The sequence below is a fragment of the Vibrio variabilis genome (assembly GCF_003263785.1).
Lineage (GTDB): Bacteria > Pseudomonadota > Gammaproteobacteria > Enterobacterales > Vibrionaceae > Vibrio > Vibrio variabilis.
In genome coordinates this window covers 39,703-52,822 of the sequence record NZ_JYJK01000092.1, presented here as the reverse complement: position 1 = coordinate 52,822, position 13,120 = coordinate 39,703, and the positions used below count along the sequence as shown (strand labels likewise).

Below are 13,120 nucleotides of genomic sequence, written 5' to 3'. Positions count from 1 at the left end.
GATTAGTTAACCTTTGTTTTAGCGTTGATTAGGCGACGCTCACTTGGGTCACGGACTGCATCCGTTACACGCTCACTTTCACCTTGAACCACACGCTCATGAAGCAGCGGGATCGCAGCGAATTCACCAAGAATTTTTTGCTCGGCTGCAATGATCGCCTTTTGACGCTGTTCACCAAGAGGCTGAAGGTCTGCGTGAGTCAGTGCCTCATCGACGGTTTTAGAACAAAACTGACCTAGGTTGAATGAACCCTTACAGCCAAAGTCACTTTGCATGTAAGCCACTGGGTCACCCGAGTCTAGTACAGTTGCACGTGACAGGATGAAGGCATCGAATTTGCCAGACAGTGCATCGTTTTCGATTTGCGCGTACTCACGGATATCAAGCTCTACTTGGAAGCCCGCGGCTTCTAGTTGTTGCTTCAGCAGGGCAGCCACTTCTGGCAGCTCTGCACGGTCGGTAAAGGTACCGATAACGATTTTCTCGCCGTTGGCTTTTTTACCTTCTTCTAGAGTTGCTGCTTCTGGACGGATTGGTGAAGCCCAAGTAAGAGCGGGACCCAGTAGACCTTCTGCGATATCAGCATGGTTTTCGTAAACGGTACGGATGATCTGCTCGCGATCAACGGCAGACGCCGCTACTTTACGAAGCTCAAGCTGACTGAATACCTCAGACTTGTTGTTCAGATAAAGAGTGTTGGTGCGCGGCATAGCAACTTCGTGGAGTAGGTTTTCATCCAGTGTCGCGATTTGAGAAACAGGCACGGCTTCCACTACGTCTGCAGTACCAGTGCGAAGTGCGGCTGCGCGAGCGAAGCCGTTTGGTACGTATTCCGCAATAACCGTTTCAATTTTGGCTTTCTCGCCCCAGTAATCATCGAAGCGCTCGAGTTTTGCGCTGGTGGTACCGTTAATTTCTACTAGCTCGAATGGGCCGGTGCCCGTACCCGTTGGGACAACACGGCCATTATCTTGGTAGGCACTGCTCGCTAGGATAGCTAACTGAGGGCTAGATAAACGACTTGGAAGCAGTGGGTCGTTGAAGGTTGTTTTAATTTCAACATGGTTTGCATCTAACGCAGTCACTTCAAGGTCAATACCATCTAGAATGCGTGGTTTTGGCGCGGCATCGAGTGCTTTTTGAAGTGAGTTTACGACCGCATTGGCATCCAGCATTGAACCGTCATGGAATTTAACGCCTTCACGAATCGTGAAGTGCCAAGTCAAAGGATCAATCTGTTCCCAAGACGTTGCAAGCATTGGCTCTGCTTCTGATTTTGGCGTTAGGTTGATAAGCGTTTCCGCTGTGCTCCAACGAGAGAGCTTGAAAGCATCGTCTGAAAGTGGCGATAGGCCTGTGCGCGGAGGCTGCATCATAGCCACACGAATCTCAGATTTTACCGCTGTGTCGGTTGCCGTATTTTGAGCTTCTTGTTTAGAATCGAAACAGCCTGTCAATGGCAAAGCGAAAGCAAGCGCACAGGCTAATTTAATGGAATGGAAACGCATGGTGAGTGTTCTCTATAGTAATTGTGAGTTGGGTTTATTTTTATTAATCGCTGAGGAAAGCGATTGGGCGTGGATTAACGCCTTGGTTGTTGGGTGAGTAGGGGTGTTCATAATGCGCTTTGCGTCATCATGCTCCACTACTTGACCACGGTCTAAGACCATAATGTCATCACACAACGCATTGGCTGCGCCTAGGTCGTGCGTAACTAAAATGAGTTTTAATTTTCTTTGCTGCTTGAGCGTGTTGAGCAGGTCAATAAGTCGCTGGCGGTTTACAGGATCAAGGCTGCTGGTTGGTTCATCGGAAACCAGTAGTTCGGGCTCGACTATAAGTGCTCGTGCAATGGCGACGCGCTGTGCCTGACCGGTGGAAAGTTGGCTTGGCGTGAGAGTCAAAAGTTCATGTCGAAGACCCACTTCTTCCAGTGCTCTTCTTGCTTTTTGTTGATGGTTGCCTTTAATTCCTAGACTTTCCAGCGGCTCAACTAAGATTTGTGCGACGGTGTAATAAGGGTTCAGACTGGTATGCGGCTCTTGTGGAATCAGTTGGATCTGCTTACATAGTTCAAGGCGCTCTTTATTCGAGGCGATTGGCAGGGTGTGTCCCAATACATTGATGTTCCCTTCTTGTGGCGCTCGCAGTCCAAACAAGAGCTCAATCATGGTAGATTTACCTGCGCCAGAAGGCCCGACTATGGCGACGCTGCGATCGGCAACCTTGAGTGACACCTTTTCTAGTGCTCTAAAGGGTTTGCCACCCAGCCATTTGGGCAGTGAGTAGTGGTGTACGCTAACGCAATTAAACTCGATACCTGAGGTCATCGTATTTTCAGACGAGCTTGTAGACTCTAAAGTATGGACTTGCATTACATAAGCCCTCTTAGAGATTGACAGAAATCATGAGTACTGCACTCTAGGGCATGTCGTGGCTCGCCGTAAGCAATCACGCGACCTTCATCAATAACCACCATTTTGTCGCAAGCAAGTGCACTATGGAGATCGTGTGTAATGAGAATGCCAGCCATGTTTGCCTCTCTCACACTTTCTCGAATCAAAGTCAGGATTTCTTGTTCAGTCACAGGATCCAGTGCACTCGTTGGTTCATCAGCAATCAGCAGGGAAGCTTTGCTTAGCAAACCAATCGCAATACAGACTCGTTGCCTTTGACCGCCAGAAAGTTGGCTTGGCAACAGCTTGAGGATTGCTGAAGGGTCAGAAAAACCTAGTCGTGTGAGTAAGGCTACGATGGTGTCTCGGTCGCCTGCTTTAGGCTTGGTTCGCCAACGGGTATGCGCTAGCGTCAGTTGAGCTTCAACTGTTACAAGCGGATTGAGCGCTTGGAGCGCATCTTGAAAAATAAATGCAGCGCGCTGCTCTGGTGGGCGTTCGATTAATGGCACATTGCATACGCTGACATTTGCTAAGAAGATGTCGCCAGAGACCGACAACGACTCCGGAGTAAACCCAGCAATCGCTTTGGACAGCATAGACTTACCAATACCAGAAGGTCCCATAACTGCCAGTATCTCGCCGGCAGCGATTTCAAACTGAATGTCTTGGAACAAGGTTCGTTCTTGCAACTGGATGGAAAGCTGATTAACGGTAAGGATTGGGGGATTCACGGAGTGGCTCTAATGACTTATGTTATAACGTAACAATGGTAACATTGACACCGTTCGATGAGAAGTGGGATCCCAAGCTGATTTTGTCTATTCTCAGCATCAAATAAGCGAACTGTTTAATTAAAAAGCGCTCTTAATGAACGCTTTTATCAATTTACTTAAGCCATTTCTTCTGTGGATGACTGGGAGGCAGCTCTAAACTCAATGCACTTCTCTTTTACTTGGACAATAAATGGATACAAGAAGCCAATGCGGCCACAGTAGAACAACGTAAAGGCGAGCCACAGACCGTGATTACCCCATAAATCGACACTCAATGCCTGAACAGCGATAAATACCATCAGAGTCGCAATGCTTGAGTCTCTTACCGGTCTTGTTGTTCCTGTTCCAGTAAAGATACCGTAAACCGTTAATCCAAAGCCTGCCACGAGGGGGAATACCAATAGCCACGGTGTCATTTGTTGGTACAAGTTGACGATCGAATCCAGGTTTGTGAACAGATAAACCCATTGCGCTTGAAATAGAGCAAGGACGATCGTGAGCAAAACTATCAAACCTGCTGTCCATTGGAAATTGAGGATCAAAACGCGTTCTAGCTTGATGGATTTTTCTCACCGACAGCTTTTCCAGCAAAGACACTCGATGCGTTTGCTACCCCGTCAAAAAGATAGCTGACGATGAATGTCATCTGCATCAAGATAGCGTTGGTCGCGAGTGTATCCGTACCAAGTTGAGCGCCCGTTCGTGCCATCATGTTGAAGAATGTTAGCAAACACACCGTGCGCAGCAGCAGGTCGGTGTTTGATGAAACTATGGTCGAAAGATCGCTTCTGGACATCTTGGAAGCTGTCATTAGTGATGACAACGATATTCCAGTCGTTCTCAAAACCAAGCTCATACCAATGGCGAACATCACAATTTGAGAGATCAAGCTTGCATAGGCAACCCCTGCTACACCAAGGTCAAAGTAGAGCACAAAAACGGCATCGAGTACGATGTTCAGAACGTTGCCAAAGACTTGGGTGTAGAGCGTCTCTTTCGCTTTCGCTTGCCCCATCAGCCAGCCGATAACGGTGTAGTTGAGCAAAACAAAGGGAGCACCAAATATAAGAATTGAGAAGTAGATTTCTGCTTGTTGCGCTACATCTGCCTCGGGTTCAATGATCCAAAGAGCCCCCTGCCACAGCAAAGATTGCAATAGGATAAATATCAGTCCAACAGACGCTGCGAGCACAAATGGCCTCATCAGGCTGCTTGCCAGTAGGTTTTGATCACCTTTACCCAGTGCCATCGCACTTTGACCCGTCGTGCTGACACGAAAGAAGCCAAACAACCAATACAAGGTGTTCATAATCACCGTACCGACGGCGACCCCAGCGATAAGCTCTGCAACGCCGAGTTGGCCAATGACAGCAGTATCGACTGCCCCAAGCAGTGGTTGCGTGACAGTCGAGATAATGAAGGGCAGGGCAATCTTGTAATAGTCTTTGTGAGAGATAGTCATAGTAGAAAACAGAGCGTACAGCGGTGATAATGAGATTGATTTGCGATATTGAATGGTAGTGGTTTCTATGAACGGTGTCATTAAAAGAATTGTGGGGATTGGTCGAAAGGTTAAAAAATCAGCAAGCAGAATGCCGCCTAAGCGTTGGCATTAGGCGGTGTTTGCGATGGTACTCAATACGTTAGGGGCGAAATTAACCTTTAAACCAGTAGCCGCCCAAAAGTGGGTTGATTGACGTCACTTTTAGTGTATCGCCCTCTGTCTGAAGCGTTTGTGGCTCAACCATGGCCATTACATCTTGGTCAAAACAGAACCCTGCTTCAAACTTAACCTCGTTAGCCCCCATTTTTTGCCCAGCTTGCATACAGTTTGCTAGCTCGACATAGATCTGCTCACCAGATTGAACAATCTTGAACGTGGCATCTTCTGAGTTACGATAGGTACCGCTTAGATCCTCTATAGCGATCCAGTCGCTAGGCGCACTAGTTCGTAACTCTATAGTGTTTTGTCCAGATTCACAGTGATAAACACCATTGAGCTGACATTGTATTTCACCCTGATTGAAGCTTAGCTTTCCTGACTGCTCACTGTAGTCACCGGTATAAACCGTTGATGACTCATTGGCATCAGTGATCGTTAGGTAAAATGCGCCTTCGTTGACTGTTAGCCCCAAATGCATGGGTTCCGACTCAATTAATTGGCTGCCAACATATTGACCTTGGTAAGCAGAAATAAAGTCACTTTGGCTCATTGCAGAGCTCGTATCTGAACTGTCATTACAGCCTGCTAACACCGCGGTCGCAGTACTCAGTAGTAATAGCTTTTTCATGCTAACTCCTTAAAACAGCTCGTTTAGCTTGTAGCGAACCCATTCTGACTTGGCTATCGAACCCTGAACGTTAGCTTGAATCGCACTGATGGTGACATAGCCTTGGCCAATAGCAATGCCTTCACTGTTTTCGGATTGATCGGCGTAGTTCGCGTCAGAGTCCATGCTGATACCCGCTTTATCTTTGTACATGCTTCTAGCCATCGCCATAGCCTCGTCCATCGACAGGCTTGGGTCATGTTTCATTAACTCGATAGCCACGTAGCCTATAAACATGTCGCTTGATGATAGATCGTCGGTAAACTTGACGATCATGTTGTCATGACCTGCATTCCATCCAACTTGAGTGTGTTTGAATCCGAGGTGGTTTGCTGGATTTTCAGGAATGTTAACGTTAAGGCCGGTGAACTTAGGCAACAAAGGAGCGCCGTCCGCTGTCTTTTCAACGAGCTGATCGAGAAGCTCAACAACGATGTTCGCCACGTCTTGTGCTTTGCTCGCTTCGCCATCGTAAGCGCTCACGGCAATCGCTGGGATACCACGTGCGATAGAGGCATTAGTAGCACCTAGCGTACCCGACATGTTGGTTGAGTAACCCACGTTATTGCCTTCATTTGGGCCAGAGATAACAAGATCAGGCTGTTTGCCCCAACGCTCCATCGCATAAACATCAATGCCATACAAAGCCGCCATTGTTGGCGTGCCTTCGGTGTAGTCTTCAAAAGCGACGGATGTATCTGTATCACCAACACAAACTTGGTCTTTGTCGAGTTGAGTTCGGTCAACCGACACCTCTTTCATAAAGTGGATAGCTCCACCTTTACCACTTTGCCCAGTGCATGGTGCGGACATGATGACGTCGTGGCCTGCTGCTTTTAGCGTTGTGTGAAGAGTCTGAATATTGGTCGTTGACCAGCTGTCATCGTTAGTCAAAACAATATTCAGTGCGTTTGCTTGAGCACTGATCCCTAAACCGATTGCCAATGTCAACGCAGCAAACTTGGTGTTCATAGTATTTCCCTTTGTGTGCTTGAAAAGTTGATAGTTAAGCTAGAAGGGATAGGTGACAGTTATGTTAAAACGAGATTTCTTCGTGATTAGAGATATCTCTAAATTTAAGTTGTTGTATCTATGGAGAAAATATTCTTATCGAGTTGATGTTGATAGCGTCCAGTTTTTGGGTCTCGGCTCTTATGGAACAGATAAGGTTTTGCTAGAGCCCCAAAATGCCCCAGCATTTCATCCTTAATTTTGTTTCTGTTTTGATCGAGCGTTTTTGCTTTCAGTCCGTGTTGTTCAAGTTCATTAATTGCTCTGGCATGGCCACCAAAACAGCGCATGATTTGCGCCAGTTCTCGGCCTTTTTCAATATCAGGTTTTGAACTAGAAGGATTAATGTAGGCCGGCAAATCGTCGATGCTCCGCTTTACATACCAGTAGTAATAGAAGAATGGTGTTTTGGACATTGCGAAGGTTTGTTCATCGATGGTGATCGTGCGTTTAGTTAAGTTGATGGTAAGCGATGACGCCTCCTTTGATGAAGAGATAGAAGGCTTTAGTTCACTGTCGGTTGCGGTGCTTTCTCCGGGTATCACACTAGGTTGATTCGGGGATTCTATATCGCTAGTTGCGCGGTCTTGCGCAGGTTTTCGTTCAGATGCTGTTCGCTGAGCTATGCAGTACATAAAAGTGGCGCTCATGACACTTATAACAATCATGAGTACTAACGAGAGAGCTGAGATTGGCGCGGTTACTCGCCAATCCATCGCGTACTGCTCATTGCCCAGTTTGAAGAGTAACTCTGCTGAATCCGCCGAGTTTGCTGAAGTTAGAGATATCTCTAAAACCTCAATGTGGCTAATAAGTGGGAGATTAAAGAGCGAAAGCAACTGAGCTGACTCAATCCAGCTTTTTATTGTTGACAGCGAATGCACTAACAGCTGATTGATATCATAGCTATTTACCAGAGCATCATTGAGAGCACTAGGAAGGTGCTCGGTGAGCAATGTTCGAATAACAAGATTTAGTGCGATATCATAGATATAAGTGAGACCAAATAGAGTCATCACACCAAAGCCGGTAGAGAGCAAGATTGCTTGGCGTTTTTTAGATAAAGAGAGAAACGTCATCATGATTGTTTTTCAGTGTTAATCACAGGGGTAACTTTTTAGCTTGTCATTATCCAGTAATTGGTTCATGACTGGGGATTGCTGCATTTTGGCAAGTAAAGATTGGCTAGTTTTGCACTTAATAGCTTTGGGAAGTGCGTTTGAAAGGTACCAACTGCCAGCTGAGGGAATAGTTTTAAGTTCGATCCGATTCTCACGTGGCCACTTTGAGAGTTCCGGCTCTATACCGATGGCAGGAATAAAGTCAACACGGCCAGAAAGGAACGCACTGACTAGGTCATTGCGGTGATGAAACCAACGAGTATTGTTGTTATCCAGTGTAATGCCTTTCTTTCTAAGCTCTATTTCAGGGATCAAGAATCCAGATTGGCTACGTTTATCGTCTAGCAGCCCTAAGCTTCGTTTATAGAAAGTCGCGGAAGACAGGTTCTGAAGTGGAATATGAGCATAAAGGTAGACAGTGTACGCGGGCAGAATCAATGCCTGTTCATAGAATGCCTGATGATCTGGAAGCAAGCCGTTAAGGACTCTTGGGCGGTTAAACAACATATCAAATTGCTGGGAAAGAATATCCTCGGAGTTGATGTGCTCTCGCGGCTTCCATGACAGCTCTACACGTGCATACTCATCGCCTGCAAGCACTGACTCACAAAAGTAACTCATCAGCTCATTGGCTTGCCAGTCAGTCGGGGTATAAATGCGAAACGTTTTGTCTCCGCTTGCGTTTGAGACCAGACAACTGAGCTGACTGAGATTGAGTGCCGAACTCGGAACGAGTGAAAATGGCATGAATAGCAAAGTGCAAGTCGATAACAGTGCGATGAATACCATCCATCGCACGGTTTGAATGCGGGCGTTTTTGAGCATAGTTCTTCCTTGATTATCAAAGAAGCGTACGCGATAAATGTTACGCTTGAGTGACTATGCTCGGTTGTAAGGTTTGGTGGTGGGTTAAATTTGTGAGATGGCCTGCTTAAGAGCGGTCTCGACTAAACCGATTTGCGTATGCGGCTCAATAAGATTGCATGTTGTACATTTTGCTTTACCGTCAATTTTATACTTTAAGCAGCAAGTTTCACGGCGAACAAACCATTTTTGGAAGCTTTTAAACTCTACTTTTTTGATCTCGTTGAGAGCGTGTCCACCGGGATGAATTTGCTCGCTTAGTGATTGAAACCATTGGTTCTGAACAATCAGGTTAGCCTTGGTTGACAGTGTATTAATCGGTTGATTGAACAGTTTTGAATAAGCCAAACCACATGAATAGAGTGCGTTGCCCCAAAACAGCTTTGCAGCGACCTTCTGAGATTTGAAGTGTGGCTGCATAGCTTCACCTAATCGTTTGATAACCTGAGCGAGTTTGCGATCGAGTTCATGATGGCAGGATAACTGCGTTGCATTGGCCACCGAAGGTAGTGCTGTTAGTGCGTAAATGGGAGTATTAGCTGCTATGGATATTTTAGACACGCGATGATCATCGTTTGTTTCAATGTGCAAATCACCAAAACTTAAGTCTGGTACACAGTTAAATCTCAGCCTTAAACCTACTAAAGAGGTAAACAGACAGGCGTTAAGTGTCTTTTGCCAAATTGGTGCTGCAAAGGCTGTTTTAGCTTGCATTAGGTCACTAAACTCGTCAATGGCCGTTGCAAATTGGTCTTCGAACCATATAGTCGCAGGTGTGCCAGCCGGTGCAGACTCTATAGCCAAGCGGAAAAATGCGTCGTGTTGATTTAAGGCAAGCTGCATGTCTTCAAGTGTTTGTGCCTCAACATCAAGTGTTGGATAAGTTTGCGCTAGAGTACTTTGAAAGTTGGCCATAGCCTCATTCAGATCAATGCTGCTGATATTTCCGTCTGAGCTCATTTTAGCCCTCTCTTACAAATGCTTTTGGCAAACAAAAAACGTTTCCGTCGATAACTTGCATCGACCCTTCTACTTTAAACACCGATCTCAGTGTTTCTTCAGTAAGTACATCTAATGGCTTACCTTGTTTGAGGATTTGACCTTTTTGCATTAACACAAGCTCATCGCAGAACTGCGCTGCTTGGCTAAGTTCATGGAGTACATACACAATAGTAAGTCCGCGTTCTTTATTGAGTCTTCGCAGTAGCTCAAGCAGCTCTAGCTGGTGGCCAAGATCGAGATAGCTAGTGGGTTCATCGAGCAGCAGCCATTTTGCTTCTTGGGCGAGACACATAGCAAGCCATACTCGCTGACGCTCACCACCTGACAATGTGCTCACCACACGTTGTTCGTAGCCAGCCAGTCCAACTGAATTGAGGGATTCAGAGACAACTTGCTTGTCTCTTTCGCTGTTGCCCTGATACCACTTTTTGTGCGCAACACGACCAAGAGCGACAAGCTGCTCGACCAACACACCCTCTGGTGCTACGGGGTGCTGTGGCAAAATGGCGATATGTTTGGCTAGCTGTTTTAGCTTCCAGTCACTTAGCGGCTTACCCAAAAAAGAAACGTCACCAGAGCGCGCTTTGATTGCGCCCGTCAACGTTTTCATCAGCGTACTTTTTCCGCAGCCATTGGGGCCAATAAATGAGGTGACTTTGCCTTCCTTCAGCTCAATATCTACACCATTTAATATCAGTGTGTTTTGATAGCCAGATATTAATGCTTTACCTACAAGTGTTGCGGTGCTCTGGTTCAATGAGTTCTCTTGTGCAGAACTAGATACGAGGGACTCTGACATTATGAGTTTCTCCTTAACAGAAACAGGAAGAACGGCACGCCGCATAAAGCAGTAATCACGCCTGCAGGGATCTCAGTTGGATACAGCAACGTTCTTGCGAGCCAATCGGAGCCAGCCAGAAAAACGCTACCTAGAAACATAGTAGTGAGCAGTGTGGGCAAGGGGGCATGGCCACTCAGCATTCTTGCCATGTGAGGAATGACAAGGCCAACAAAGCCGACGGGACCGACAGCAGAAACAGCAGGTGCAGTAATCAGTGCAGTGCCGATTAGAATCAACATTCTTAGCTGTGGCCCTTTGATGCCAACGCCACGAAGAACACTGTCGTCGTAGCGAACCCATTTTAACGGAACGAAGATAACCGCGACAAAAACGAGAGTGGTGATAAACCAAGGTAGTAGGTAACTAATCTGTTCCCAGCCGCGACCATAAAGTCCACCCGCCATCCATTGCAACGCCAGATCGGTTTTACCTTGCCCTATGGTAAAGATTAGCGCTGAGCTTATCGCGCCAATGATGGCAGTGATTGCTACACCGGTAAGCAAGGTTAGTGAAGTCCCTGCCATCTGACTGACCAATAGAATCGGAAGTGTTGCAACTAGACCTCCGAACATGGCAAATGCAATCAGTGCGGTTTCGGTATCAATGCCCCAATCAAACCAGCTAGGTAGCAGCAAGGCACAAACGGCACCGAGCGAAGCGCCAGCGTTGACACCCAATATGCCGCTGTCAGCAAGTGGGTTTTTCAGAGTGGTTTGCAAAAGATAACCAGACAGCGCCAGCATTAGTCCAGCCATTAGTGCAAGGAGTACACGTGGTACCGTGATAGACCAAAACGGGTGATAAGTACCATGTTGCCAAAATTCGTGACCTGCCTGCCAGTATGAATCAGGGGTAGTGATGATCATGGCTACGCTCACCAGGAGTAGGACAATCAATCCAGACTTTTTAATAAAGTGAGTCATGGTTACATCCTTGCTCGGTTGATGATTAGGTATAAAAACCATGGCGCACCCATCGTAGCAGTGAGCACACCAATAGGGATTTCCAATGGGGACAATAAAGTGCGAGACAGGTAATCCGCAATGGTCAGTAAGCTGGCGCCAATCAGTGCTGAAATGGCGATATTTCCTTTCAACATGCGTGCTATGTGAGGCGCGACTAAGCCGACAAATCCGACAGGGCCGAAAGCACCTACGCTTGCAGCCGTGAGGATCACAGCCAGCAGACCAAAGGCAAGCCGATATCGATTAATCTCCACGCCAACGCTTCGCGCGACAGTATCGTCAAGTAGTAAATACCCAAGCTGACGTTGGCAAATAACGAGTAAAATAGAGATTGGGACAAAGGCCATCATGAGCGGCCACAATACAGACCAATTTGCACCGGCATTACTGCCAGTAAGCCAGAAGAATAATGACTCACTATCTACTCGGTCAGAAAGCAAGATATAGGTGACAGCCGCTTGGCAGAAAGCACTCACAGATATCCCAGCCAGTGCTAAGCGAGCTGGCGTCACGCCTTGCTTCCAACTGATGGAAAGTGTGGTGATGCCGCCCATAAATCCACCGATGACGCCCCAAGCAATCATTGGCAATGGCTGCTCAAACATCATCGCAATTAACACTGCTAGTGATGCACCAGACATGACTCCCGTTAGGTTCGGGGAGGCGAGGGGGTTCTTCACAATGTCCTGCATTAAATGACCCGCAGTTGCGAGTGATGCACCACCGATAATAGCGACTAAAGTACGTGGCAGCCTAAGTTCCCAGAACACTAGGTATGCGTTTGATTCGCTAGGTTGAGTAATAAAGTTCCAGACATCAGCGACCGAAAATTGGTAGATACCATCAGTTAGTGACCACATCGTCGTACAGAAAAAACCTACAACAAAGATAAGTAGCTTCCAGTTGTTTGAGCGTGAGGTTTTCTGGTGGTGGGCCAAACTCAGTTCGGGAGACATAATGCCTCCTCTACACGCTCGAGAGTCGGTTCTGTGAACAGCTCTGGGTAGGTTTTATTGGCGATGTCCATCGCGACCCAAAGACGTGAGTAGGGACCTTCGGCTTCGCGCCAAGTCATATCAACGCTATAAACGCGTCGGTTCCTTACTGCTCGTAGGTTTTGCCACACTTTCGAATCGGTAAATTGTGGGTTCGCGGTTTTGTACATAAAGATGACATCTGGGTCGAGTTTGATCAGCCACTCCAAACCAACTTGTCCTGAGAAAGGCGTTTTTGCTGAATATGGGGAGGCGCCGTTAGCCGCCTCGATACCCAGTGCTTCCATCAGGGAAACAGCCATAAAATCAGAATAATAGGCTCTTGGCGTTACCCCTGCGCTGGTCAGAAACATTCCAGTGAGCGGTTTGCCTTTTTGATGCGTTGTTATCTTGTGGTGCATATCCTCTAGTGTGTGTAAGAAGCACTGATTTATTTGTTTCCCTTGCGCTGGTTTTCCAAGAGCGGCTGCACCGACCTCTACAGCTCTTAAACTGTCTTCCAATGTGATGAGATCGAAACCATAGGTGGGTGCGATTTCTGCATACCTTTGATAGTAGGGCGCGATCATTCGCTCTAAACCAAGAACGATTGTTGGATTCGCGTGATACAAGGCTTCAAAGCTGGTGCGAGAGCGTGAACCTAATGATCGCGCAGATTTTAGCGGTCTCAGATAACTTGGAAAGCCTTTAGGGTAGCTAGAGACAGCGACTGGCTGAATGCCTAGTGCCAAGGACAGCTCTGCGCCAAATGTAGAGATGCTTGCAACTCGTGGCTCGCTGACTTCGCTCATATTAATAGTCCTACCCCATCATCGATGA

General features: G+C 47.0%; 12 protein-coding genes and 1 pseudogene. All 13 read right to left on the bottom strand.

Annotated elements, in window-relative coordinates; genetic code table 11:
• Positions 1 to 2 precede the first annotated feature (2 nt).
• The 13 genes and pseudogenes from TZ48_RS17065 to TZ48_RS17005 all read right to left on the bottom strand — a co-directional run bounded on the left by TZ48_RS17065 (position 3) and on the right by TZ48_RS17005 (position 13,092).
• Positions 3 to 1,508 (bottom strand): ABC transporter substrate-binding protein, encoded by a 1,506-nt coding sequence (locus TZ48_RS17065; RefSeq protein WP_112480046.1) that lies wholly within the window; start codon positions 1,506 to 1,508, stop codon positions 3 to 5.
• A gap of 12 nt (positions 1,509 to 1,520) precedes the next feature.
• Positions 1,521 to 2,375 (bottom strand): ABC transporter ATP-binding protein, encoded by an 855-nt coding sequence (locus TZ48_RS17060; protein ID WP_112480045.1) that lies wholly within the window; start codon positions 2,373 to 2,375, stop codon positions 1,521 to 1,523.
• A complete protein-coding gene (locus tag TZ48_RS17055; RefSeq protein ID WP_112480044.1) occupies positions 2,375 to 3,130 on the bottom strand; it encodes an ATP-binding cassette domain-containing protein in 756 nt (251 codons plus the stop codon). The genes TZ48_RS17060 and TZ48_RS17055 overlap by 1 nt, the downstream gene beginning before the upstream one ends.
• Positions 3,131 to 3,288: 158 nt before the next feature.
• Positions 3,289 to 4,634 (bottom strand): annotated as a pseudogene (locus TZ48_RS17050) (MATE family efflux transporter).
• Between the two features lie 193 nt (positions 4,635 to 4,827).
• Positions 4,828 to 5,463 (bottom strand): hypothetical protein, encoded by a 636-nt coding sequence (locus TZ48_RS17045; RefSeq protein ID WP_112480043.1) that lies wholly within the window; start codon positions 5,461 to 5,463, stop codon positions 4,828 to 4,830.
• Between the two features lie 9 nt (positions 5,464 to 5,472).
• Positions 5,473 to 6,474: a 5'/3'-nucleotidase SurE gene (locus TZ48_RS17040; protein ID WP_112480042.1), complete on the bottom strand. Its 1,002-nt coding sequence runs from the start codon at positions 6,472 to 6,474 to the stop codon at positions 5,473 to 5,475.
• A 104-nt stretch (positions 6,475 to 6,578) separates the two neighbouring features.
• Complete coding sequence (locus tag TZ48_RS17035) at positions 6,579 to 7,532, bottom strand: hypothetical protein (protein ID WP_162674635.1); 954 nt, start codon at positions 7,530 to 7,532, stop codon at positions 6,579 to 6,581.
• A 78-nt stretch (positions 7,533 to 7,610) separates the two neighbouring features.
• Positions 7,611 to 8,459 carry a substrate-binding domain-containing protein gene (locus TZ48_RS17030; protein ID WP_112480040.1) on the bottom strand — a complete coding sequence of 283 codons (849 nt, stop codon included), beginning with the start codon at positions 8,457 to 8,459 and terminating at the stop codon, positions 7,611 to 7,613.
• 84 nt (positions 8,460 to 8,543) lie between these two features.
• Positions 8,544 to 9,458 carry a (2Fe-2S)-binding protein gene (locus tag TZ48_RS17025; protein ID WP_112480039.1) on the bottom strand — a complete coding sequence of 305 codons (915 nt, stop codon included), beginning with the start codon at positions 9,456 to 9,458 and terminating at the stop codon, positions 8,544 to 8,546.
• A 1-nt stretch (position 9,459) separates the two neighbouring features.
• Entirely contained in the window at positions 9,460 to 10,299 is an 840-nt protein-coding gene (locus TZ48_RS17020) for an ABC transporter ATP-binding protein (protein WP_112480038.1), read from the bottom strand.
• Positions 10,299 to 11,264 carry a FecCD family ABC transporter permease gene (locus TZ48_RS17015; RefSeq protein ID WP_112480037.1) on the bottom strand — a complete coding sequence of 322 codons (966 nt, stop codon included), beginning with the start codon at positions 11,262 to 11,264 and terminating at the stop codon, positions 10,299 to 10,301. Before TZ48_RS17015 ends, TZ48_RS17020 begins: the two co-directional genes overlap by 1 nt.
• 2 nt (positions 11,265 to 11,266) lie before the next feature.
• Positions 11,267 to 12,262, bottom strand: coding sequence for a FecCD family ABC transporter permease (locus tag TZ48_RS17010; RefSeq protein WP_112480036.1), 996 nt, complete (start codon positions 12,260 to 12,262; stop codon positions 11,267 to 11,269).
• Positions 12,247 to 13,092, bottom strand: coding sequence for an ABC transporter substrate-binding protein (locus TZ48_RS17005; protein WP_112480035.1), 846 nt, complete (start codon positions 13,090 to 13,092; stop codon positions 12,247 to 12,249). The genes TZ48_RS17010 and TZ48_RS17005 overlap by 16 nt, the downstream gene beginning before the upstream one ends.
• Positions 13,093 to 13,120 lie beyond the last annotated feature (28 nt).